The organism is Arthrobacter sp. BG5, assembly GCF_056680155.1.
The window spans coordinates 979,205-1,002,760 of sequence record NZ_CM155268.1 but is presented as its reverse complement, the minus strand read 5'-3'; the positions used below and the strand labels follow the sequence as shown (position 1 = coordinate 1,002,760).

The 23,556-nt window shown below is 68.0% G+C and carries 16 protein-coding genes and 2 tRNA genes; 12 read left to right on the top strand and 6 right to left on the bottom strand.

Going from position 1 to position 23,556, the window contains the following annotated elements:
• Positions 1-48 precede the first annotated feature (48 nt).
• Positions 49-585, bottom strand: a complete 537-nt coding sequence (locus tag AC1MBE_RS04495; protein WP_479781103.1) for an ArsR/SmtB family transcription factor — start codon at positions 583-585, stop codon at positions 49-51.
• A 75-nt stretch (positions 586-660) separates the two neighbouring features.
• On the opposite strand from AC1MBE_RS04495, the gene AC1MBE_RS04490 reads away from it, so the two are divergent.
• The 4 genes from AC1MBE_RS04490 (at position 661) to AC1MBE_RS04475 (ending at position 5,978) form a co-directional block, all read left to right on the top strand.
• The gene (locus tag AC1MBE_RS04490) at positions 661-1,911 is read left to right on the top strand and encodes an MFS transporter (RefSeq protein ID WP_479781102.1); all 1,251 of its coding nucleotides are present in this window, start codon (positions 661-663) and stop codon (positions 1,909-1,911) included.
• A 38-nt stretch (positions 1,912-1,949) separates the two neighbouring features.
• Positions 1,950-3,083 carry an NAD(+) diphosphatase gene (nudC, locus tag AC1MBE_RS04485; RefSeq protein ID WP_479781101.1) on the top strand — a complete coding sequence of 378 codons (1,134 nt, stop codon included), beginning with the start codon at positions 1,950-1,952 and terminating at the stop codon, positions 3,081-3,083.
• 196 nt (positions 3,084-3,279) lie between these two features.
• The gene (locus tag AC1MBE_RS04480) at positions 3,280-5,370 is read left to right on the top strand and encodes an ATP-dependent DNA helicase UvrD2 (RefSeq protein ID WP_479782472.1); all 2,091 of its coding nucleotides are present in this window, start codon (positions 3,280-3,282) and stop codon (positions 5,368-5,370) included.
• Between the two features lie 11 nt (positions 5,371-5,381).
• Positions 5,382-5,978 (top strand): M48 metallopeptidase family protein, encoded by a 597-nt coding sequence (locus tag AC1MBE_RS04475; protein ID WP_479781100.1) that lies wholly within the window; start codon positions 5,382-5,384, stop codon positions 5,976-5,978.
• Between the two features lie 96 nt (positions 5,979-6,074).
• Here AC1MBE_RS04475 and AC1MBE_RS04470 read toward each other — a convergent pair whose 3' ends face one another.
• Positions 6,075-7,535 carry a zinc-dependent metalloprotease gene (locus tag AC1MBE_RS04470; protein ID WP_479781099.1) on the bottom strand — a complete coding sequence of 487 codons (1,461 nt, stop codon included), beginning with the start codon at positions 7,533-7,535 and terminating at the stop codon, positions 6,075-6,077.
• A gap of 236 nt (positions 7,536-7,771) precedes the next feature.
• Between AC1MBE_RS04470 and AC1MBE_RS04465 the strand changes: the two genes are divergently transcribed.
• The 3 genes from AC1MBE_RS04465 (at position 7,772) to AC1MBE_RS04455 (ending at position 12,278) form a co-directional block, all read left to right on the top strand.
• The gene (locus tag AC1MBE_RS04465; RefSeq protein WP_479781098.1) at positions 7,772-8,878 is read left to right on the top strand and encodes a YlbL family protein; all 1,107 of its coding nucleotides are present in this window, start codon (positions 7,772-7,774) and stop codon (positions 8,876-8,878) included.
• 128 nt (positions 8,879-9,006) lie between these two features.
• Positions 9,007-12,015, top strand: a complete 3,009-nt coding sequence (locus tag AC1MBE_RS04460) for a UPF0182 family membrane protein (RefSeq protein WP_479781097.1) — start codon at positions 9,007-9,009, stop codon at positions 12,013-12,015.
• Between the two features lie 189 nt (positions 12,016-12,204).
• Positions 12,205-12,278, top strand: a tRNA-Met gene (locus AC1MBE_RS04455).
• Positions 12,279-12,348: 70 nt separating this feature from the next.
• Here the strand turns inward: AC1MBE_RS04455 and AC1MBE_RS04450 are convergent.
• On the bottom strand, positions 12,349-13,983 hold the full coding sequence (locus AC1MBE_RS04450; RefSeq protein ID WP_479781096.1) for an acyltransferase family protein: 1,635 nt from the start codon (positions 13,981-13,983) through the stop codon (positions 12,349-12,351).
• 234 nt (positions 13,984-14,217) lie between these two features.
• Here AC1MBE_RS04450 and AC1MBE_RS04445 point away from each other — a divergent pair.
• Positions 14,218-14,294 (top strand) — tRNA-Met (locus AC1MBE_RS04445).
• Between the two features lie 50 nt (positions 14,295-14,344).
• Here the strand turns inward: AC1MBE_RS04445 and AC1MBE_RS04440 are convergent.
• The 3 genes from AC1MBE_RS04440 to AC1MBE_RS04430 form a co-directional block, all read right to left on the bottom strand.
• The gene (locus AC1MBE_RS04440) at positions 14,345-15,769 is read right to left on the bottom strand and encodes a cryptochrome/photolyase family protein (RefSeq protein WP_479781095.1); all 1,425 of its coding nucleotides are present in this window, start codon (positions 15,767-15,769) and stop codon (positions 14,345-14,347) included.
• A gap of 82 nt (positions 15,770-15,851) precedes the next feature.
• Positions 15,852-16,640: a PspA/IM30 family protein gene (locus AC1MBE_RS04435; RefSeq protein ID WP_479781094.1), complete on the bottom strand. Its 789-nt coding sequence runs from the start codon at positions 16,638-16,640 to the stop codon at positions 15,852-15,854.
• A gap of 115 nt (positions 16,641-16,755) precedes the next feature.
• Positions 16,756-18,798 (bottom strand): TPM domain-containing protein, encoded by a 2,043-nt coding sequence (locus AC1MBE_RS04430; protein ID WP_479781093.1) that lies wholly within the window; start codon positions 18,796-18,798, stop codon positions 16,756-16,758.
• Between the two features lie 306 nt (positions 18,799-19,104).
• Here AC1MBE_RS04430 and AC1MBE_RS04425 point away from each other — a divergent pair, with 306 nt between their 5' ends.
• From AC1MBE_RS04425 to AC1MBE_RS04410, 4 genes are all read left to right on the top strand, one after another.
• A complete protein-coding gene (locus AC1MBE_RS04425) occupies positions 19,105-20,703 on the top strand; it encodes a S1C family serine protease (protein WP_479781092.1) in 1,599 nt (532 codons plus the stop codon).
• A 272-nt stretch (positions 20,704-20,975) separates the two neighbouring features.
• Positions 20,976-21,776, top strand: a complete 801-nt coding sequence (locus tag AC1MBE_RS04420) for an electron transfer flavoprotein subunit beta/FixA family protein (RefSeq protein ID WP_479782470.1) — start codon at positions 20,976-20,978, stop codon at positions 21,774-21,776.
• A gap of 15 nt (positions 21,777-21,791) precedes the next feature.
• On the top strand, positions 21,792-22,751 hold the full coding sequence (locus tag AC1MBE_RS04415) for an electron transfer flavoprotein subunit alpha/FixB family protein (protein WP_479781091.1): 960 nt from the start codon (positions 21,792-21,794) through the stop codon (positions 22,749-22,751).
• Positions 22,748-23,524, top strand: a complete 777-nt coding sequence (locus tag AC1MBE_RS04410; RefSeq protein WP_479781090.1) for a PIG-L deacetylase family protein — start codon at positions 22,748-22,750, stop codon at positions 23,522-23,524. The genes AC1MBE_RS04415 and AC1MBE_RS04410 overlap by 4 nt, the downstream gene beginning before the upstream one ends.
• Positions 23,525-23,556 lie beyond the last annotated feature (32 nt).

Sequence of the window (23,556 nt, the reverse complement as noted above, 5' to 3'; positions counted from 1 at the left end):
TCGGCCCGAAATAGCGCCGGGCGGTCGGTGCCGCCGAGGGACAACGACCTAGTCCGGGGACCGGTGAAGGACGAAGATGCCGCCGTACGCGGGCTGGTCGGCGCGCTGCCTGTCACTGTTGGTGTATTCGCTCAGCACCGTGTGGATGCGCGTGATGAGGTCATCAGCATCCGCCTCGGAGAGGTGCAGAACGAAGCGAGAAAGGCTGGCGAGTGCGTCCGGCCCCGCTTCCGTCAGCTCTTCCCGAAACGCCTCCACCGGCGCCAGCGGACCGCCCGGACCAGCCTCACCCAGTGCGGTCTCCAGATGCCAGGACCGTCCGGTGGAACGGTACGGCTTCTCCAGCGCACCACTTTCTCCGGTGCGGACCTGGGCGGGTTCAAGGAATCCGGCGGAGAGCAATTGCCGCACGTGGTAGAGCATGGTCCCCGGATCCTGGCCCAGTCGGTCGGCGAGTTGCTTGTTGGTCAGTTCGTGGAGCCCGCACAGGCGCAGGATCCGCAAACGCAGCGGGTGGGCCAGTGCCTTAATTTCCCGGGCGCTGGCGGCGGGCCTCTCGTCGTCCACGCTCGTCTGCTGTTCCATATACCCATCCTACAAAGTGATGTACTGGATTCAAGCCCCCTTGAATTTTCTCAATCAATGCGGGATGGTTCACCTATGACCGATCAAACCGGGCGGGTGAAGGAACGGAATCGTGCGCCGCTGGGGGCGTCCTACTGGAAACTATGGACCTCGTCCGGGCTGTCCAACCTCGCGGACGGGGTCTTCAAGATCGCCCTGCCGCTGCTGGCTATTCAGCTCACGCAGTCACCCACACTGGTGGCCGGGCTGACCGTCGCAGCTACGCTGCCGTGGCTTCTCTTCGCCCTGACTGCCGGAGCGCTGGCCGACCGGCTGGACCGGCGCAAGCTCATGCTGTGGGCCAACCTCGGCCGGGGACTGCTGCCCGCCGCCCTGGTCGCCGTCATCCTGCTGGATTTCGGCTCCATTTGGGCTCTCTATATTGTCGCCTTGATGGTGGGCGTGGCCGAAACGCTCTACGACACCTCCGCACAGTCGCTTATGCCCCAGGTGGTGCACCGGGATCAGCTTTCGCGTGCCAACGGCCGCCTCTACGCCGTCGAGCTCACCGCCAATCAGTTTGTTGGCCCTCCGCTGGGCGGACTGCTGGTGGCCTTCGGCGTCGTTGCGGGACTTGCCGTGCCTGCCGCGCTGTGGCTTGCGGCCGTCGGTGGCCTGCTCCTGGTCCCGGGGGTTTTCCGAATGGAGCGGGAGCAGAAGACAACCTTGCGCTTCGACATCGGTGAGGGTTTGCGGTTCCTTTGGCACCAGAAGATCCTGCGCACGCTCGCGGTCATGACGGGAGTGTTCAACTTCGCATCCAGCGCGGCATTTGCAGTCTTAGTGCTTTTTGCCGTGGGACCGGCCTCGGAAATGAAACTGTCTGAGGTGGGGTTCGGCCTGCTTCTAACGGCCTCCGCTCTCGGCGCCTTCATCGGTTCATTCAGCTCCGAATGGGCGGAGGCCACGCTGGGCCGGTCGAAGTCCCTGATGCTCACGATTTTCGGGGTCGCGTTGTTTGTGGGTGCACCGGCCATGACCAATAACCCTTACGTCCTGGGCCCGATTCTCTTCGTGGGCGGCATGCTGATTGTGCTGTGGAACGTCATCACCGTATCCCTGCGCCAGCGCATCACTCCCAATCGCCTGCTGGGCAGAGTCAACAGCGCGTACCGCCTGCTGGCCTGGGGCACCATGCCACTCGGTGCTGCAGCGGGCGGCTTGCTTGCCCAATGGCTGGGTCTGCAGGTCATGTTCGGCATCATGGGGGTGCTAACCCTCGCGCTGCTCACGATGATGCCCGTCCTCACGGACAAGGCCATTGCCGCCGCCGACGTCGAATCCTAAGCCGGTTCTGCGAGGCCGGCCCCGCTCCGCCCGGGGAAATGTCAATTGTCGGCGGGGGTCGGTACGGTGGGTACATGAGTCTTGCGGAGTCACCGGAGTCCGGTACCAGGCAGAATACCGGGCCAAGTACGGAACACATTGATCGAGCCGCGGTGGTACCTGCCGCGGCGGACAGCCCGCAGGCCAACCAGTTGCGGGACACCGTCCTTCCGGTGCGCCCTGCGTTGATTGACCGCGGCTCCGCTGCCAGGTTAAGGCCCGGAATGCTGGAGGAGCTGCTCCGCTCCGGCGGCGTGCGCGCTATGGTCCTGTCGCGGCGCCAGGCGCTGGTCAGCGGCGAGGGCCTGGTCTTCCTTGATGCAGCAGGCCTCGCCGACCGGCTCAGGGGGACCGCTTACGCGCCGGAACAGGTGATCTACCTCGGCAGCGCACTGCCCGGTGCCAGCGCGGCGCCGGGGACCCAATACGTGCTGTTCATCCTTCCGGAACAGTTCGAGGTCCGTGCCGAGCCGTTCGAACCGCACGTCGAAGGCATTCCGGCCGGTGCTCAGTGGGCCGGATTCCGGGAAGTGGCCGCGCAGCTGGATCCCACCGACACTGCCCTGTTCATCGAAGCCAGCGCCATCGCCAATTGGCACGCCACCCACACCCATTGCCCGCGCTGCGGCGCGGCCACCGTACCGGAGGCCGGCGGCTGGGTCCGGCGCTGCCCCTCGGACAAGTCCGAGCATTATCCGCGCACCGACCCGGCCATCATCGTCACCGTTGTGGGGCCGGACGACCGGCTGCTGCTGGGCGGCGGCGGCCCGCTCGACTCCAGGAACTACTCGACCCTGGCCGGTTTCGTCGAGCCCGGCGAATCCCTCGAACAGGCCGTCATCCGTGAAATCGGCGAAGAAGTCGGCGTCCGGGTCACCGCATCGCAATACCTTGGCTCCCAGTCCTGGCCCTTCCCGGCGTCGCTGATGCTCGGATTCACCGCGACGACGGCGGACACCGAGGCCACGCCCGACGGCGTCGAGGTCACCCGGGCGCGCTGGTTCAGCCGCCGCGAGCTGCAGGACGCCGTGCTGAGCGGCGAGATCGTCATCTCCAGCAGGCTCTCAATCGCGCGCGCCCTGATTGAGCACTGGTACGGGGGCGTCATCCAGGACCGCCAGGACAGCGCATGAGGTCATCATGACAACACCCGTCGGCACTCCGGCGCTGACGACGCCGGGCCGCCACCACCGCATCCCCTCCAACGACTGAGCAGCAGACGTGAACACAGATATCTTCCAGTCCAGTGCCATCCCGTCCGGGCAGTCCCGCGACGGTGGGCAGGCCACCGAACTTCCGGCACCGGACAACCGCTCCCTCGAAGAGCGGATCCTCGGCGGACTCGACGCCGAGCAGCGCGAGGTGGCCAGCACCTTGAACGGGCCCATGTGCGTGCTCGCGGGGGCCGGCACCGGCAAGACCCGTGCCATCACGCACCGCATCGCCTACGGTGTGCACTCGGGCGTGTACAGCCCGCAGCGGCTGCTGGCCGTCACCTTCACCGCACGGGCCGCCGCCGAAATGCGCAGCCGGCTCCGCGACCTCGGTGTCGGCAGCGTGCAGGCCCGCACCTTCCACGCCGCCGCGCTGCGCCAGCTCCAGTTCTTCTGGCCGATGGCCGTGGGAGGCGCCCTGCCGAACCTGCTGGACCACAAGGCGCAGATGATCGCGGAAGCGGCGCGCCGGCTGCGACTCAGCACCGACCGGGCCTCCATCCGGGACCTTGCCTCCGAGATCGAGTGGGCCAAGGTGTCCATGCTTACCCCGGCCAACTACCTGGAAAAGGCCCAGGGCCGCGGCACGCCCGGCGGGTTCGACCTGACCGCCGTCGCCCGCGTCTTCCAGTCGTACGAGGACGTGAAGACGGACCGGAACGTGATCGACTTCGAGGACGTCCTGCTGATCACGGTGGGGATCCTGCAGGAGGACCCCAAGGTGGCCGCCACCGTCCGGGAGCAGTACCGGCACTTCGTGGTGGACGAATACCAGGACGTGTCGCCGCTGCAGCAGCGGCTCCTTGAGCTGTGGCTGGGCGGCCGGGATGACCTGTGCGTGGTCGGCGACGCCAGCCAGACCATTTACTCCTTCACCGGCGCCTCGCCGAAGCACCTGCTCGGCTTCAAGGCCCAGTACCCGGACGCCACCGTGGTCAAGCTGATCCGCGACTACCGGTCCACCCCGCAGGTGGTGAAGCTGGCCAACGATCTGCTGGCCGGCCGGCGCAGCGGCGGTCCCGTGGCGGATGCGGCCTGGGCCGCGCCGCTGCAGCTGGTGGCCCAGCGGCCGGCAGGCCCCGTGCCTCAGTTCACCGAGTGCTCCGACGACGAGGCCGAAGCTGCCACGGTGGCCGTCAAGATCCGGACGTTGCTGGACGCCGGGACGCCCGCGAGCCAGATCGCGGTGCTGTTCCGCACCAACGGCCAGTCGGAGGCCTACGAACAGGCCCTCGCCTCGGCCGGCATCGGCTACCAGCTCCGCGGCGGCGAGCGGTTCTTCGCCCGCAAGGAAGTCCGGGACGCGATCCTGCAGCTCCGGGCCGCCACCCGCGCCGTCGCCGAGACCGCGATGCCGGAGCCCCTGGGCCAGCTGGTCCGCGACATCGTGTCATCGCTCGGGTACACGGACGCGGCCCCGCACAGCGGCGGCGCGCTGAGGGAGCGCTGGGAATCGCTGGCCGCACTCGTGGCCCTCGCCGATGAGCTGGTGGTCAGCAGGGGAGCGCAGTTCAGCCTCGCGGACTTCGTGAACGAACTCCAGGAACGTTCGCTGGCGCAGCACGCCCCCACCGTCCAAGGGGTGACCTTGGCGTCCCTGCACGCCGCGAAGGGCCTGGAGTGGGAGGCTGTGTTCCTGGTCGGGTTGAGCGAAGGACTGATGCCGATCTCCTTCGCGGACACTCCCGAGGCCGTGGATGAGGAACGCCGCCTGTTCTACGTCGGCATCACCCGCGCCAAGGAGCACCTGAACCTGTCCTGGTCCACGGCCAGGACCCCGGGCGGCCGCGCCAACCGGAAGCCCTCGCGGTTCCTCGACGGGCTGCGGCCGGACTCGGTGGCGAGCTCCTCGGTCCGCGGCAAGGGAGCGGCGCCGCGGCGCAAGGCTGCCGTGCCGGCGTCGTGCCGGGTCTGCGGAAGCATGCTCTCCAGCGGCGCCGAACGCAAGGTGGGCCGGTGCAACCAGTGCCCGCCGAGCTATGAAGAGCAGACTTTCGACGCGCTGCGGCAGTGGCGGAAGGAAACCGCGCTGGAAGCCGACGTTCCCGCCTTCGTGGTCTTCACCGACGCGACCCTGACCGCGATCGCCGAGGCGCGGCCGGAATCGCTCGAACAGCTTGCCAAGCTGCCCGGAGTCGGCGCGTCCAAACTGGAAAAGTACGGCGAAGCGGTGCTGGCGGTCCTGACGGAAAGCTCCAGCCTCTAATGGCCGGCGCCATGACCACCAGCGGCACCCCGCTGACCACCGCCGACGGCGCACCCGTGGAAGTGCGCCGCTCAGCCCGCCGGCGCCGCACGGTGGCGGCGTTCTGGGAAAACGGCACTGCGGTCGTCGCCATCCCCGCGCACTTCAGCGGCGCCCAGGAACGCGAATGGGTCAACCGGATGCTGGAGAAGTTGCGGCTGCAGGGCAGCCGCGGCCGCAAGGCCGCCGGCAAGCGCCGGGCCGGCAGCGACGTCGAACTGGCTGCCCGTGCGGCCGAACTGTCCGCCAGCTACCTCGGCGGCCGGGCCGTCCCGGCATCCGTCCGCTGGGTGACCAACCAGAATTCGCGCTGGGGTTCGGCCACGCCGGCGGAGGGGACCATCCGGCTTTCGCACAAGCTGCAGCCCATGCCGCAATGGGTCGTCGACTATGTGCTGCTGCATGAGCTGGCGCACCTTCTGGTGGCGGCCCACAACGCCGCGTTCTGGCGGCTGCTGGCGGCGTACCCGGACACGGAACGCGCCAAGGCGTTCCTGGAAGGCGTGTCGTTTGCCACCTCCCGCGGCCTTCCGGCGGACGGCACCGACGACGACGTCGTCGACGACTGAGGCTCCCCGCCCGCTGACGTCCGGCCCACACGGCAAAGCCCCGGCCCGAACCAAGGTTCGCGCCGGGGCTACCCGAGCGGTTCGCTGACGCTTCGGCTAAGCCTTGGGGCTGCCGCTTCCGCCGCCGGTGCCGGGTCCATCACCGGAATCCTCGGTGTCTCCGGGCTCATCTCCGGGCTCGTCGCCGGCCTGCTCCGCCCCGGGCGCAGCGCTGTCGAACCCGCCGCTCAGCAGCTTCTGCAGGGCATCGTCAACCTCGGTGTCGCTGGCCTCCGCCAGCTTGCGGCGCCCGCTGAAGCCCTTCGGGTCATCCAGGTCCTCCGGCGTGGGGAGCAGATCGGGGTGCTGCCAGATGGCGTCCCGGCCCTCCACCCCGCGTTCTTCCTTGAGCTGGGCCCACAACGTCGCGGCCTCGCGCAGCCGGCGGGGCCGGAGCTCGAGCCCGACAAGGGAGGAGAACGCGTGTTCCGCGGGCCCGCCGGTCGCGCGGCGGCGCCGGACGGTCTCGCGCAGCGCCGCCGCCGAGGGCAGCAGCTTCTCCGTCGCGGCGGCCGTGAGTTCGTCAACCCAGCCCTCCACCAGGGCCAGCGCGGTCTCCAGCTTTTCGAGGGCCTGCTCCTGGGCCGGGGTCCGCTGCGGCATAAAGACGCCCTGCGACAAGGCTTCCTGGATGCCCTCGGGATTGCTGGGGTCCAGCTCGCGGGCCAGCTCTTCGATCTTGGAGGTGTCGATGTGGATGCCGCGGGCGTAGGCCTCGATCGCGCCGAGCAGGTGCCCGCGTAGCCACGGCACCTGCACGAAAAGCCGCGCGTGGGCGGCCTCGCGGACCGCGAGGAAGAGCCGGATATCGTTTTCCGGCAGGCTGAGTCCTTCACCGAACTTCGCCACGTTGGCCGGCAGCAGCGCCATTTCCAGGTCGGCGAGGGGGACGCCGATGTCGGTGGAGCTGACCACCTCGGCGGAGAGGGCGCCGATTGCCTGGCCCAGCTGCATGCCGAAGATGGCACCGCCCATGTTCTGCAGCATCGAGGAGGCGCCGCCCATCATGGACTTCATTTCCTCTGGCATCTGCTCGGTCATGGCGGAGGAAAGCGCGTTCGCGATGCTGTTGGCAACGGGCTCCGTCAGCCGCTTCCACGTGCCCAGGGTTTCCTCAACCCACTCGGCGCGGGACCAGGCCCGGCCGATCAGCCCGGTGGCGGGAAGTTCGGTGACCTGGTCCAGCCACAGCTCTGCCAGCCGGAGGGCCTCGTCGACTTCGCGGGACTGCGCGGCCGTGACGGAGGGGTCGGATCCGCTGGCGGCCACCCGGCGGGCATTTTCGTGGGCCAGCTGCCAGTTCACGGGCCCGTCAGAGGAGGCGCTCATCATGGCCTGGACCTGCGAAAACATCTGCGCCAGCAGGTTCGGATCGTCGGGCAGCCCGGCGGCCTTGGCAAGCTCCGCCGGATCGATGTCCCCCATGCCCTTGCCGCCCATCAGGTTCTGCAGCATTTCGGCCAGCGGATCCTTGGGTTCGTCGTCCCCGTTGGACGGATTGAGTGGGTTAGAGGTCATGATCCCGCCGATCGTCGGTGTGACTGGTGCTCAACTTCACGCTACCCGCCGCCTGCGCGGCTGTCTCCCGAAACCCGGTCACGTTCGCTGTCGGCAAAGAGCCCCGGCGGTGCCCGAGCGCGTAGTGTTAGAGGCTGGAATAATTGCAGGCTGCCGAGCCGGTTTCGGCCGCAGCCGCAGCGCCCCGGGTCCCCTTCCCGAAAGCGGCCCGGGCGCCGGCACGGAGAGGTCCTTCATTGACGAATACCCAGGGCGGACAGGCCCCCGGCGAACCCGCGCGCCGCGACGGCGGCAAGGACAACCGCTCCTCGGCCATGCTCGTCTCGGGCCTGCTGGCGCTGGCCCTGGGCCTCGCCGCGATGAGCCTGCCCGTTCCGTACGTGGTGGAATCGCCCGGCCCCACCTTCAACACGATTGGCACGGACAACGGCAAACCGGTCATCAGCGTCTCCGGCCACGAGACTTACCCGGCCAAGGGCAGCCTGGACCTCACCACGGTGTACGTCGACGGCGGCCCGAACGGCCCGGTCACCGCGTTCGAAGCCCTCAGCGCCTGGCTGACCCCCACCAAGGCGGTCTACCCGGAGGAACTGATCTTCCCCACCGGCGTCACCAAGGAGCAGTCGCAGCAGGAAAGCGCCGTCGCCATGACGACGTCGCAGGAGAACGCGGTGGCCTCCGCCCTCAAGGAACTCCGCATCCCGTTCGAGCAGAAGCTGCAGGTTGCCGGGATCCCGGACGACTCGGCGTCGAAGGGCGAAATCCAGGAAGGTGATGTGCTGGTCTCGATCGACGGCAAACCGATTACCGCCCTGAGCGTCGTCCAGGCGCAGCTCGCGGCGGGCGCGGGCAAACCGGTCACGGTCGTCGTCGACCGCAACGGCAGCCGGCTGCCGGTGACGGTGACCCCGAGCAAGTCGCAGACCGGCCGCTACCTGCTCGGCGTCGTGTTGCAGTACAAGTTCAAATTCCCCTTTGACGTCAAGATCTCGCTGGACAAGGTCGGCGGCCCCAGCGCGGGGATGATGTTTGCCCTCGGCATCGTGGACACCGTGACGCCCGGTGACCTGACCGGCGGCAAGCACGTCGCCGGTACCGGAACCATCACGCCCGATGGCGCCGTGGGGGCCATCGGCGGGATCGGCCAGAAAATGGTCGGCGCCAGGTCCGGCGGCGCCACCATGTTCCTTGCCCCGGCGGCCAACTGCGACGACGTCATGGGCCACGTTCCCAACGGGCTGCAGGTCGTCAAGGTGGAAAACCTGGCCGAGGCGCGGCACGCGGTCGAACTCGCCGCCAAGGGCAGCGACACATCGGGACTTCCCACCTGCACCAGCAACTAGACTGAGCCCGGAACTAAGCTCCGGTGCCACTCGTGGCACTAAATGACGGCCCGTACGCCGCCGCCAACCACCAGCTATAGACAACTAAAAAGCCAGCAGCACCGACGACCAGCTATGAGGTACCGAGTTTGTCCCGTCCCAGCACCGTCCCACCCGGAAGGCCACCGCAACGGCGAGGAGCACTGACGCCGACATTGATTGTGGTCGCCTTGATCGTGGTCGGCTTCATCTTCTTCGCCAATGTCTGGACGGATGTCCTCTGGTATCAGCAGCTGGGCTTCTTCGAAGTCTTCCTGACCGAGAACCTCGCACGGATCGCCATCTTCCTGGCCGGCTTCGCCATCATGTTCGCCGCCATGTTCTTCGCGATCCGGATCGCGTACACCTCCCGTCCGGTCTACGCGCCGGACTCGGACGTCCGGGACAACCTCAACCGCTACCAGGCCCAGCTTGAGCCGATCCGCCGCGTGGTCATGATCGGGCTGCCGGTACTGTTCGGCCTCTTCGCCGGCAGCGCGGCCGCCAGCCAGTGGCAGAAGGTGCTGCTCTTCCTCAACCAGGAGCCCTTCGGCCGCAACGACCCGCAGTTCAACCTGGACATCAGCTTCTACCTCATGACGCTGCCGTTCCTGGGCTTCGTCACCGGCTTCCTGATCAGCGTCGCCGTCGTGGCCGGGATCGCCGGCATCCTCACCCATTACCTGTACGGCAGCATCCGGCTGCTGGAGCGCGGCATCTTCACCAGCCGCGCCGCCCAGATCCACCTCGCGGTCACCGGCGCGTCGTTCCTGCTGCTGCTCGGCGTCAACTTCTGGCTGGACCGCTACTCCGCCGTGCTGAACAACAGCGGCCGCTGGGCCGGCGCGCTCTACACCGACGTGAACGCCGTCATCCCCACCAAGGCCATCCTCGCCGTCGCCGCGGCGCTCGTGGCCGTGCTGTTCATCGTGGCCGCCGTCATCGGCAAGTGGAGGCTGCCGGTCATCGGCACCGCCATGCTGGTCATCACCTCGATCCTGGCCGGCGGCGTCTACCCCTGGGTGATCCAGCAGTTCCAGGTCCGCCCCTCGGAGCAGACCCTTGAGAACGAATACATCAAGCGGAACATCGCCATGACCCGCGCCGCCTACGGCCTGGATAAGATCCAGGAGAAGCGCTACGAGGCCACCACCAACGCCACCACCGGCGCCCTCGCCCCGGACGCCCAGACCACCGCCAACATCCGCCTGCTGGACCCGAACCTGATCTCGGACGCGTTCTCGCAGCTGGAACAGTACCGGCCGTACTACCAGTTCCCGAGCACCCTGAACGTGGACCGCTATGAGGTGAACGGCAAGATCCAGGACACCGTCATCGCCGTGCGCGAGCTGAACCCGGACGGCCTCGCCACCAACCAGCAGTCCTGGCTCAACCGGCACGTCGTCTACACCCACGGCTACGGCGTGGTAGCGGCCAAGGGCAACAAATTCACCGCGGACGGCAAACCAGAATTCCTGCAGTCCGGCATCCCGTCCACGGGTGTACTGGGGACCGACGCCAGCTACCAGCCGCGGATCTACTTCGGCGAAAACTCGCCGGACTACTCGATCGTCGGCGCCCCGGACGGCGCTCCGCACCGCGAGCAGGACCGCCCGGCGGCCAAGGAAGGCGACGCCGGAACGCAGTACACCTTCACCGGTAACGGCGGCCCGAACGTCGGCAGCTTCTTCAACAAGATCCTCTACGCGGTCAAGTTCCAGTCCTCGGACCTGATGCTGTCCGACGGCGTCAACGCCGAGTCGCAGATCCTCTACGACCGGAACCCCAAGGACCGCGTCCAGAAGGTTGCGCCCTACCTGACCGTGGACGGGAACGCCTACCCGGCCGTCGTCGACGGACGGGTGAAGTGGATCGTGGACGGTTACACCACGAGCCCGTACTTCCCCTACTCGCAGCAGGCGCAGCTTTCAGACGCCACGCGCGACTCGCTGACCTCGTCAGGCCGCACCGCGGCCCTGCCGAGCAACTCCGTCAACTACATCCGCAACTCGGTCAAGGCCACCGTGGACGCCTACGACGGCTCCGTCACGCTCTACGCCTGGGATGACCAGGATCCGGTCCTGAAGGCCTGGCAGAACGTTTTTCCGACGTCGCTGAAGCCCTACTCGGAGATGTCCGGCGCCCTGATGAGCCACGTCCGCTACCCGGAGGACATGTTCAAGGTCCAGCGAGAGCTCCTGGGCCGCTACCACGTGACGAACCCGGAGAACTTTTACACCAACAATGACGCCTGGAGCGTGCCGAACGACCCGACCGTCAAGGACGACGTCAAGCAGCCGCCGTTCTACATGTCGCTGCAGATGCCCGACCAGGAGAAGCCGGCCTTCCAGCTCACCTCCTCGTTCATCCCGCAGGTGGTCAACAACAACGCCCGGAACGTCCTGTACGGCTTCCTGGCCGCGGACTCCGACGCGGGCAACCAGAAGGGCGTGAAGGCGGAGAGCTACGGCCAGCTGCGGCTGCTGCAGATCCCGCCGGAAACGCAGGTGCCCGGCCCCGGCCAGGCGCAGAACAAGTTCAACTCCGATCCCACGGTGTCGCAGGCCCTGAACCTGCTGCGCCAGGGCGCGTCCGCGGTGCTCAACGGCAACCTCCTCACGCTGCCGGTCGGCGGCGGCCTGCTCTACGTCCAGCCGGTCTACCTGAAGTCCACCGGTGAGACCTCCTATCCGACGCTGCAGCGCGTCCTGGTGGCCTTCGGTGACAAGATCGGCTTCGCGCCGACCCTGGACGAGGCCCTGAACCAGCTGTTCGGCGGCAGGTCCGGTGCCACCGCCGGCGACGCCCCGAACAACGGCAAGACGCCTGCAACTCCCGCGCCGGGATCCACGCCGCCGTCCTCCGGGGCGGCAACGGACGGCAAGGCGGAGCTGAAGGCGGCCCTGGACGAGGCCAACGCCGCCATCAAGGCGGGCCAGGAGGCGCTGGCCAAGGGTGACTTCGCTGCCTACGGCGAGCAGCAGAAGAAGCTCTCCGCGGCCCTGCAGCGGGCGATCGACGCGGAAGCCAAGATCACCACGACGACGCCGGTTCCGTCGCCGTCGCCGAGCGGCAGCGCTTCGCCGTCGGCCACGCCGTCGCCGTCGCCGAGCAAGTAGGCGCTCCCGGGCCGGAAGGCCGTTGAAGGCCGGATTCCCTGTTCCGCAGGAGCGGGGAATCCGGCCTTTTTGCTGCGCCGCTTGCAACGCCGGCCGGTGCCGGGCCACGCCCGCGGACCGGAGTGGGACGCACATCACGCCGCCCCGATTTGGCCTCCCGTTCACCGGCCGGTAGAGTTGTTCTTGCGACGCGGGGTGGAGCAGTTCGGTAGCTCGCTGGGCTCATAACCCAGAGGTCACAGGTTCAAATCCTGTCCCCGCAACTGGAAGAAAAGTCCGGAACACTGAAAAGTGTTCCGGACTTTCTGCATTAAGCGTGCCCGCCAGCCGGGATCAGGGGCGTCGTGACAGGCCGTCCGCCTGCGCGGGCTGGTCCCCGGGCAGGTGCATCAGTTCGCTGTGCCGCCCGAAGAAGCCGAGGAAGTCCACCGCTTCAGCCCCGGCGCGTCCGAACCAGTGCGGCACCCGTGGGTCGAAATCTGCGGTGTCGCCGGCGACCAGGATCCGTTCCTTTCCTCCGAGCCGTAGCCGCAGCCGCCCGTTCAAGACATGGATCGACTCCACTCCCTCGTGTGCCAGCGGCTCCTGCGGATCATCATCCGACCCGGCGGCGATCGTGCATCGGTAGGCACGGACCTGACCGGACTTCCGGATCAGGGGCATAGCTGTCAGCTTCCCCCGTGTGATGGGAACTCCGGTGACGAGTGGATCGGCCACAGCACTGGCCGACCCGCCCACCGCGGACGGGATCCGGGCCGGGTGCTCCGGCACGCCGCCGGCGGCCGAGTGCCGGCGCTTTTCCTGAGCCGGTTTCCTTGACCCGGTGGGCCAGAGTTGCGGAGGGCGTTTGGCGGCGACGTCTTCGACCCACCCGATCGTGAGGAACAGGACAACCAGAAGGAACCAGACCGCGGTGAACTGCGACCACTCGGCATCCAGCAGCCACGGCACGGCTGCGGCAACGGCCTCGATGTCATAAAGCCGGTCGATGATCACCACCGTGATAACCAGCAGCAGGTTATGCCAGAGATAGATGGTCATGGCCCGGTTGTTCATTAATGTCACGGTTTTATCCAGGAAACGTAACGGTCCGGGGAACGATTGCCAGGACGGTGAAATCCGGAAGAGCACTGCACAAAAACCCAGCGACCACAGGGCCTGTGCGAACGGAATGTTGTTCAGGTCCCAGTCCGAACCGTCCAGGTGGGTGAACGCCCAGAGTAGACCCAGCGCCATGAAGGCCGGGCCTACGGTGAAGAACGCCCACCGGGGGATTGTGCGGAGGAGTCCCTGATAGTGGGCGAAGCCGAGGATCCAACAGGAGCCGTACGTGGCGAAGTCCGTGATGCCACTCGCGCCCCAGCCCGGCAATGGGACGGCAGCCACGCTGATGACGGCCATCAGGCCCAGAGGGGCAAGGAACGTGGGCCAGGGAAACCGGCGGAACGACGTGAGCAACAGCGGTGAGAGGAGCATGAACCAGAAGTAGGCCCGGATGTACCACAGGATTTCCTCGGCTTGTGCTGCCCAGGATGATTCGACCAGGCCCGCATCCGTTCCCACGACCTCCGGGAAGGGAGGATCCCCGAGCGGGATAAACCACAGGACGATGTGGAGCCAGGATCCGCCGACTTCCTCATCGGGAGTCCAGCCCTCCCACAGCAAGAGCACGAGGACAGTGGCGCTGTATAGCCCCAGGGGAATCAGGAGCCGGCGGGTCCGGCTCCGCAACACTGGCAGGGCCGGCCGCTCCAGTGAGCGGGCCATCAGGGACCCAGCAAGGGCAAACATCACGCCCATCGACGGGAAGACCATACTCAGCCAAGCCGCGCTGGCGAAGGAGTGGTAGGCGACCACCCGGAACAAGGCGACGGCCCGCAGCAGGTCCAGGTACCGGTCCCGGACGGGGGCCTTGGCCGACGCCGCGGGCACAACCGGCACCGGCGTGGCTGGTACAGGTCCGATCATGCTGTGTCCTCTTGAAGTTCCTGAGGATCGCCGCCCCCTGCGGCGGATTTCGTCCGGCCCGCTGGCGCGGACACTGAAGTAGATGGCCCGGTCTGACGCTCTGGATGGGGAGCGGATCCGGCGGACGGTCGGTTCTTCGGAGCTTACCTTCACTCAGGCGGCGCGGTCCATGCTTTGCCGAAACCGGGCCGCGGTCGGGGCCGACCCCGAAGTAGGGTAGAGTTGATCAAGCGACGCGGGGTGGAGCAGTTCGGTAGCTCGCTGGGCTCATAACCCAGAGGTCACAGGTTCAAATCCTGTCCCCGCAACCAATGGCAGGAACGCAAAGGCCCGGATCAACAGATCCGGGCCTTTGCTGTTCCTACCCGTCCTTGAGCCGCTGGTAGGTCTCCAGCGCCCGTGCCCGGGACTCGGGCAAGCCCACCAAGGGAGCCGGGTAACCCTCGCCGCCATTAGCGGCCTTCCAAGGTTCGTGCACCGCCTTGTCGTCCAGTCCGGCAAGCTCCGGGATGAACTGGCGCAGGTAGCGGCCGGCCGCGTCGAATTTCTTGCTCTGCGTCACCGGGTTGAAGATCCGGAAGTAGGGGGAGGCGTCGGCGCCGGAGCCGGCCACCCACTGCCAGTTGGCCGGGTTGCTCGCGGCGTCGGCGTCCACCAAGGTGTCCCAAAACCACGCCTCGCCTAGCCGCCAGTCGGCCAGCAGGTTCTTGACCAGGAACGAGGCCGCCGCCATCCGGACGCGGTTGTGCATCCAGCCGGTCTGCCAGAGCTGGCGCATGCCCGCGTCCACGAGGGGATAGCCGGTGCGGCCCTGCTGCCAAGCCTGCAATTCGGCGTCCGACGGCGACTGCCACTGAAAGCGGTCAAACTCGGGGCGGTAGTTCCGGGTGGCCAGTTGCGGGTTCTCGTAGAGCAGTTGCCAGCAGAATTCCCGCCAGCCGAGTTCGGAGCGGAAGATCCCGACGTCGGCCGGTGCGCTGTGCGGAAAGCGCCCCCGGAGGGCGTGCCAGACCCGGAACGGGCTTATTTCGCCGAATCGCAGGTGAGGTGAGAGCCTGCTGGTGCCCTCGACGCCGGGGATGTTCCGGCCCGTGCCGTAGTCGGCGGCGGGGCCGTCCAGGAAGTCCTCCAGCCGTCCGTGCGCGCCGGCCTCGCCCGGTGTCCACTCGGCGGTGAGCCCTGCGCTCCAGTCCGGGCTCTGGGGGAGCAGTCCCCAGCTGTCAAGCGGGTCGCTCTCCGGCAGGCGGCCGGAGCCTGCCTTTGCCGGCTCCGGCAGCCGCTGCGGCGCATCCAGCGGCTGCCGGGGCTCCGCTGCGTCGAGGCAGGCCTTCCAGAACGGGGTGAAGACCTTGTACGGGCCGCCGGAACCGGTCCGGACCGTCCACGGTTCGAACATCAGGCTGGCCTGGAAGCTCGAGGCGCTGAGCTCCCGGCCTGCTGCCCAGTCCTTGAGGCCGGCGTCGATGGCGCGTTCCGGGCCGCCGTAGCGGCGGTTCCAGAGCAGCCGGGCGGCACCGGTCTCGTCGGCCAGCCCCCGGATGACCCGGTCGGCCGGGCCGCGCCGCAAGAGCAGGCGGGACCCTGCCGCCTCGAGGTCCGCGCCGAGTGCCTCGAGCGAATGGTGCAACCACCACTTCACCGCTCCGCCCAGGGGCCGCACGCCTGGTGACACCTCGTCCAGGACGTAGACCACGGTCAGCGGGCGGCCCAGCGCGGCCGCTTCCGCCAGGGCCGGGTTGTCATCAAGGCGGAGGTCATCGCGGAGCCAGACAAGGGTCGAAGACATGGCTCCACGCTACTGGATCAGCATCGCGCCGGGGACACAGCAAAGGCCGGGCACGCGGTGGTGCCCGGCCCCGCTTCAAGGGTTAGAGCTTGTCGAAGTCGGCTTCCTCCACCGTGGAGCGCGCGGCGGAGCCGTTTCCGGCGCCGAGGGCCGGAGTGGCGCCGCCGGACTTCAGGGCGGCCAGGCGGGCCTCGATTTCGGTCTGTTCGCCGAGGTCCTCCAGGGAGTTAAACTGGGCGTCCAGGCTGGAGGCAGCGAGTTCCTGCTGGCCCCGGACCTTGGCCTCTTCGCGGCGGATCTTCTCTTCGAAGCGGCCCACCTCGGAGGTCGGGTCCATGATGTCGATGCTCCGCAGGGCGTCGTGCACCTGGGTCTGCGCTGCCGCCGTCTTGGAGCGGGCGATCAGTTCGTTGCGCTTGCTGGTGAGCTCGTTGAGCTTGCCCTTCATCTGGTCCAGGCCATGCTTGAGCTTGTCCACCACTTCGGTCTGGGACGCAATGCTCGGCTCGGCCGACTTTGCCTCGTTCTCCGAGGAGATCTGGCGCTGCAGCGCCACCTTGGCGAGGTTGTCGAACTTCTCGGCGTCGACCGTGTCGCCCTTGGCGCGGTACTCGTCGGCCTTGCGCGAGGCGGCGAGGGCCTTGTTGCCCCAGTCCTGGGCGTTCTTGACGTCCTCGTTGTAGTCGTCCTGGAGCATGCGCAGGTTGCCGATGGTCTGGGCGACCGCCGACTCCGCCTCGGCGATGTTGTTCGTGTAGTCGCGGACCATCTGGTCCAGCATCTTCTGCGGATCCTCCGCCTGGTCCAGCAAGGAATTGATGTTCGCCTTCGCCAGCTGCGCCATGCGGCCGAAAATGGACTGCTTAACCATGGTGTTACCTTTCGTCCTCTCCAGTGATGGCCACTGGATTCGGTGAACAGTGAATGTACCGCTTCTACCCGCCGGCCGGAACGAGTCCGCCGGCGCCTAGTCTGTAACCGGCCGGCTAGAAGTCGCCTCCGCCGCCGAAGTCGCCGCCCCAGCCTCCGCCGGAGTCGCCCCCGCCGCCGAAGCCGCCGCCGGAGTCGCCACCGCCCCAGCCGCCTCCGCCGCCCCAGCCGCCGCCACCGCCGCCATGCAGGATGGAGTTGATCAGGATGCCGCCCAGGATGGCGCCGCCGAGGCCGCCTCCTCCGCCGCCGCCGAACATTCCGCCGCGGCCGTACCCCTGGTTGGCGTAGCCGCCGAACTGGTCCACATCCGCCTGGGCCAGCTGTGCGGCCTGGGCGGCGAGGGAGTGCGCCTGCTGGGCGTACTGCAGGGCCGTGACCGGGTCGGTGCGCGAGATGGACAGCGCGTAGTCAAGGTTCCGCTGGGCCTCGGCGAGCCGGGTGCGCGCCTCGGTGCCCACCCCGCCGCGGCGGGCTGTGATGTAGTCCGAGGTGGCGCCGATCTGCGCTTGGGCGGACATGATGCTTTGCTGCAGCGAGGCCTGCGCCCGGCGGGCCTGCTCCTGCTGGTCGCGGATCCCGGTGAGGGCCGTATCGAGGGACTGGTGGGCGTTCTCCACGCGCTCCAAAGTGGCGATGGGGTCGATCTTGCCGCCCTCGATTTCCGCCTTTACCTGGGCCAGGGCAGCCTCCACCCCGGCGACCGGGCCGGTCAGTTCCGGGTGCGGGCCCGACTGGATCATGGCCCGGGCCTGGGCGAGGTCCTGCGAGGTGTCCACCACGGCGGACTCAAGCCCGTTGCGGGCCTCGTCGAGGTTGCCCGCCACCTTGGTGATGGCCCCGAGCAACACGTTGGTCTGGTGCAGGCTCTCCTCGGCCGCCCGGACGGCGACGGCGGCGAGGCTGCCCTCCCCGGCGTCGAGCTTTTCCCGTGCCGTGGCGGAGGCGTTCTGCACAAAGGCCAGCCGTTCCTTGGCCTGGCTGATGTTGTCCGCGACCTGCACCAGCGCGCTCTCCGCGTACTTGGCGCGGAGCCCGGTCAGGGACTCCTCCGCTGCGGCGATCTTCGTCTCGGCTTCCGCGGCACCGGCGCCGACGGCGGCCAGCGCCTGCGGGGCGTTCTTCTCGAGTTCGCGCAGCGAATCGAAGTCCGCCTTCTGCTCCTGGAGGGAGGACAGTGCGGCCTCGGAGCGGCGGATGATTTCGCCCAGCCAGGTCCGCTGCTGCTCCTCGGTGTCGGGAATATGGTCATCGAGCTGCTGTTGCAGCTTGAACGACTCCGACATGTGGGCCTTGGCGTCCTGCAGGGCCTTGGTGAAATTGCCGACGGCCGCGTCGCCGTACTGCGCCTGGGCGAAGCCGAGTTCCTGCTCGCTGGATTTGATGGCGTCGTCCGCTTCGATCAGCAGCGAGCCGCTCTTGCGGCGCAGTTCCTCGACGCTCAGCCCTGCCAGCGGGTCGAGCTCGGCGCCCTGCGGGCCGTAGCCGGCGCCGTCCGCGGCGGAGGCCTTCTTCCGGCGGTTGCGCAGGTACAGGTAGGTGCCGACGCCGCCGGCAGCCACGACGCCGGCGCCGACCAGGACGCCGTTGCCGGCACCTGACGGGACCGTGCCGCTGCCGCCGCCGGCGGCGTCGCCGATCGCTGCTGCCGTGTCGATGGCGGCCTTCGCATAGTCGCCGTTCCGCAGTTGCGGGTCTACGGCATTCTTAATGATGTTTTCGCGCTGGGCATTCGTGATCTTGCTGTTGACCGGTTTACTCAGCTGGTATTTACGGGCCTCTGTAGCGACGGCGAGGACCAAGGAATTGGAGCCCAGGTTGGCTTTCTCCGCGACCGCCTTGGCCCACTCACCGCTGTCGGTCGGGTTCTGGAAGGTTTTGACGTAAACCACGTACAGATTCATCTGGTGATCGGTGCCGAGTTTCTTGATTGCGGCATCAACATCAGGCTTTTTTCCGCCCAGGACTCCGGCCGAGTCGATAATCTTGTTGGCCGGATCCAAAGTCACCGGATCCTCCGCGAGGGCGGGAGCGGCAGGGAGCGCCAGCAGTCCCGCGACGCCGAGAACGGCGAGGAATCGTTTCATCATTGACCGCATGTGCAACCCTTCAGCACTTCTGTGACCGGATCGGGCCGAGCCGGTCGTCCCAGAACGCGACAGCGCCCCCACGCAGGTGCAAAGCCGCAGGTCGCTGAGGCAATTCCATTTGATTCTATGGTGCACCCCGGAGGGCGTCCACCGCGGGGAATATGCCACCAGCGAAACGCGCTGAAGCCTGCGGGATGATGCTTGACCGGCCGTCACGGCCGCCCGTCGGCGTTCAGGAACCTCCCAGCGAACGTCCGCTCTTGTTCCAGTCTGTGCGGCCATAATTGACTGCAGACGAGGATGAAAGGAAGTCCCATGACTGAGAACCCAATGCAGGGCGCGTCACCGGATCCATCAATGAAGAACCGGGAGCCGCTGGAGCCGGGGGAGCGCACCCCCGCTGCCCCGCACGCCCCCGGCGCGGAGGACTCGGCCCAGGAAAACCCGACCATGAGGCTGGACCGGCCGGCGGATGGCGCGCCGCGGCCCGTCTACCCGCAGCGCCCGCCGGCGTACGGCCAGCACTCGGCCCCCGAAACCCAGCAGTTTGGCGCCCCGTCACCCCAGCCCGGGCACGGGGCGCCCGGCCCGTCACACGCCGGCCCGTACACCCAGGGCGCGGGTCCCTACGCCGGTTACGGCAACCAGCCGCCGGCCGGCCCGGGATCCCCCAACAGCGCGTTCAACCACCCCAGCAATGCGCCCAAGCGCAAGGCCGCCTTCGGTGTACCGACGCTCGTGGCCAGCATTTTGGCAGCAGGCCTGGTGGGCGGCGGTGTCGTCGCCGGCAGCAACGCGCTGATCGGGAACCGTCCGCTGGCGTCGACCGGCGGCACCAGCCAATCCGGCACCGTGATCGTCAACAACAAGGACGACGTCAACGCCATCACCGCCGCGGCCCTGAAGGCCTCGCCCAGCGTCGTAACCATCAAGGCCACCAGTGGAAGCGACGGGGGGACCGGCTCCGGTATCATCCTCGACGGCGAAGGCCACGTCCTCACCAACACCCACGTCGTCACGCTGGACGGCAAGACAGCCAACGCCGCCGTCGAGGTCCGCACCAGCGACGGCAAGGTCTTCAGCGCGAAAGTTGTCGGCACTGACCCCCTCTCCGACCTCGCCGTGATCAAGATCAACAACCCCGCCGGCCTGGTCCCTGCCACCCTCGGCGACTCGGGCAAACTCAACGTCGGGGACACCGCCGTCGCCATCGGCTCCCCGCTGGGCCTGACCGGAACCGTCACCGACGGCATCGTCTCCACGCTGAACCGGACCATCAGCGTGGCTTCCTCGGCCGCCCCCAAGGGCGGCGCCGACAATTCCCAAGGCGGGGACCAGGGCTTCCAGTTCGCGCCTCCCGGCGGCGGACAGGCGCCGAGCACCGCAGACCAGGGCAGCATCTCGATCAACGTCATCCAGACCGACGCGGCCATCAACCCCGGCAACTCCGGCGGCGCGCTGGTGAACAGCAAGGGTGAAATCATCGGCGTCAACGTCGCCATCGCCTCCGCCGGCGGGGACGCCACCGGCAGCAGCAGCGGCAACATCGGCGTCGGCTTCAGCATCCCGATCAACCACGCCAAGCGGGTGGCCCAGGAGATCATCAGCACGGGCAAGGCCACCCACGGCCAGCTTGGCGTGAGCGTCAAGTCCAAAGCTGCGGGCTCCTCGTCCTCCGGCTTCTCGGTCGGCGCCGACGTGGCCACGGTTGAGTCCGGTTCGGCCGCCGACAAAGCCGGCATCAAGGTGGGCGATGTCATCACCAAGTTCCAGGACCGGACCATCAGCGATCCCAACCAGCTGACGGCCGCCGTCCGCGAGCAGGCCGCCGGCGCCACCGTAAAGGTGACGGTCCTCCGGGGCGGCCAGGAGCAGGAACTCGACGTGACCCTCGGGGCCGCAGCCGAACAGTAGTAGACCGGTACGAGGTAGGGCAGTACCACGCCGGCCGGCACCCTGGGGGTGCCGGCCGGCGTTGCCTTCCCCAGTCCCGGGCAGGCGCCGGGGACCGGCGCGGGCTGCCCCCGTGAGGGCCCTGACACAGGCGTTAACCCAGGCCGCGCCGGGCCCGCGCTATATGGTTAGCTAGGAGCAACCCGGCACCCCCGGGCGTTCCCTGGCCACGACCCCACCCGGCTGGCTGCCCACCCGCATGGAAGGCTGCTGTAGACACAGTGGAAGAGACTTTGAAGATCATCGTGCTGGTCAAGCACGTACCTGACGCGCAGTTCGACCGCCACCTCAGCGGCGGGGACAAAACCACGGACCGGTCCGAGAGCATCCTGTCCGAGCTGGACGAGTACGCCCTCGAGGCGGCCCTGCAGCTGATCGAGGCCCGCGGCGGCGAGGCCGCCGGCAACAAGGTCATCGCCCTCAGCATGGGCCCGGCCGGTGCCGTCAACGCGGTCAAAAAGTCGCTCCAGATCGGTGCCACCGAAGGCGTGCACCTCAGCGACGACGCGCTCGCCGGCTCGGATGCCGCCGCCACTTCGCTCGCGCTGGCAGCCGCGATCAGGCACCTCGGTGCGGACGCCCCCGCGGACCTGGTTCTGACCGGCATGTCCTCCACCGACGGCGAGACCTCCCTGGTCCCGGCCCAGCTGGCCGAGCGCCTCGGCCTGCCGCAGGTCACCTTCGCGGCTTCGCTCGACGTCGACGGCGGCCGGCTGACCGCCCGCCGCGACGGCGACACCCACGCGGTCACCGTCGAGGCGGCGTTGCCGGCCCTGGTCTCGGTCACCGACCAGATCAACGATCCCCGCTACCCGAACTTCAAGGGCATCATGGCGGCGAAGAAGAAGACCATCACCACCCTGACGCTGGCGGACATCGGCGTCGATCCCGGCCTGGTGGGCCGGGCTGGGTCCTGGACCGTCGTCGAATCCGCCGAAGCCCGGCCGCCACGCACCGCCGGCACCATCATCACCGACGAAGGCGACGCCGGCATTCAACTGGTCGAATTCCTGGCCGCCCAGAAGCTGCTCTGAGGGGACTATCCGAACATGGCAAAAGTACTGGTATTTATCGACAACCCCGGCCGGGCGCTGAAGAAGTCCAGCCTCGAGCTGCTCACCATCGCCCGCAGCCTGGGTGAACCGGCCGTGGCTTTCAACGGCGAGCTGCACGACGACGTCGCGGCGGCGCTGGCCGAATACGGCGCGCAGGCGCTCTACCGGCCCTCGACCGCCGACCTGGACGACTACCTCGTCGGTCCCAAGGCCTCCTACCTCGCCGCCGCCGTGCAGACCTCCGGTGCCTCCATCGTGCTGACCGAGAACTCCGCAGAGGCCAAGGAAGTCGCGGCGAGGCTGGGCATCAAACTCGGCGCCGGCGTGATCACGGACGTCGTCGCCGTTGACCCCGACGGCACCGCCCACAAGTCGGTCTTCGCCGGTTCGTACAGCAGCACGGCCAAGGCAACCACGCCGGTCGCGGTCCTTACTGTCAAACCCAACACCGTCACGCCCGAACCGGCCATTACCGGCACGGCACCGCAAGCAGAAACCGTTGTGGTGCCGGCCACGGCCACCGCAGCCTCCGCCCGGATCACCGCCCGGAGCGAAAAAACCGCCAGCGGCCGCCCGGAGCTATCCGAGGCGCGGATCGTGGTGGCCGGCGGCCGCGGGGTGGACGGGAACTTCGGGCCCCTGGAAGACCTCGCGGACACCCTCGGCGCAGCCCTCGGCGCGTCCCGTGCCGCCACGGACGCCGGCTGGATCGGCCACGACGCGCAGATCGGCCAGACCGGTAAGACCGTTTCGCCGCAGCTCTACATCTCGGCCGGCATCTCCGGGGCCATCCAGCAGAAAGCCGGCATGCAGACGGCCAAGGTGATCGTCGCGGTAAACAAGGATGCCGACTCGCCGGTCTTCGAGATCGCCGACTTTGGCATCGTGGGCGACCTCTTCCAGGTGCTGCCGCAGGCAACGGAGGAAATCAAAAAGCGCAGGGGCACCCCTTGAGCGCAGCCTCCGCGGCACAAAGCCCGTTCGACCCGGATCACAGCCGGATTGAGCGGGTGCTTTGTTTCACCGCCCACCCGGACGACATCGACTTCGGCGCCGCCGGCACAATCGCGGCGTGGACCGCGGCCGGAGTGCAGGTCAGCTACTGCATCATGACCGACGGCGACGCCGGGGGCTTCGATCCGGAGCAGCGCGACGAGATTGTGCGGCTCCGCACCGAGGAGCAGCAGCGCGCCGCCGCCCTGGTGGGCGTGACCGACATCCACTACCTGCACCAGCGCGACGGTTACCTCGAGGCCTCGCACGAGGTCATCCGTGAGGTGGTGCGCTTGACCCGCAAACTCCGTCCCGACGTCGTGCTGGCCATGCACCCCGAACGCAACTGGAACCGGATCCAGAAGAGCCACCCGGACCACCTGGCGGTGGGGGAGGCCGTGACCCGGGCGGTCTATCCGGCGCTGGAGAACCCCTTCGCCTACCCGGAGCTGGCCGCCGCCGGGCTCGAGGCCTACAAGCTGCCCTGGCTCTGGCTCTTCGCCGGCCCCGAGGAACGCGAAAACCACTTCGTCGACGTCACCGGGCACGTCGAGAACAAGCTGGCGGCCATCCACATCCACACCAGCCAGCACCCCGACGTGGAAGCCATGGAACGGACTGTCCGCGGCCTTATGCTCGCCACCGGTGAACGCGGCGGTCTCACCCCCGGCCGCAGCGCCGAAGCATTCCACGTTGTTGCCGTCAACGGCCCGGGGACCATCGCCGGGTTCTAGTTGCCCGCGGGTGGCCGCTGCCATATGCTTGC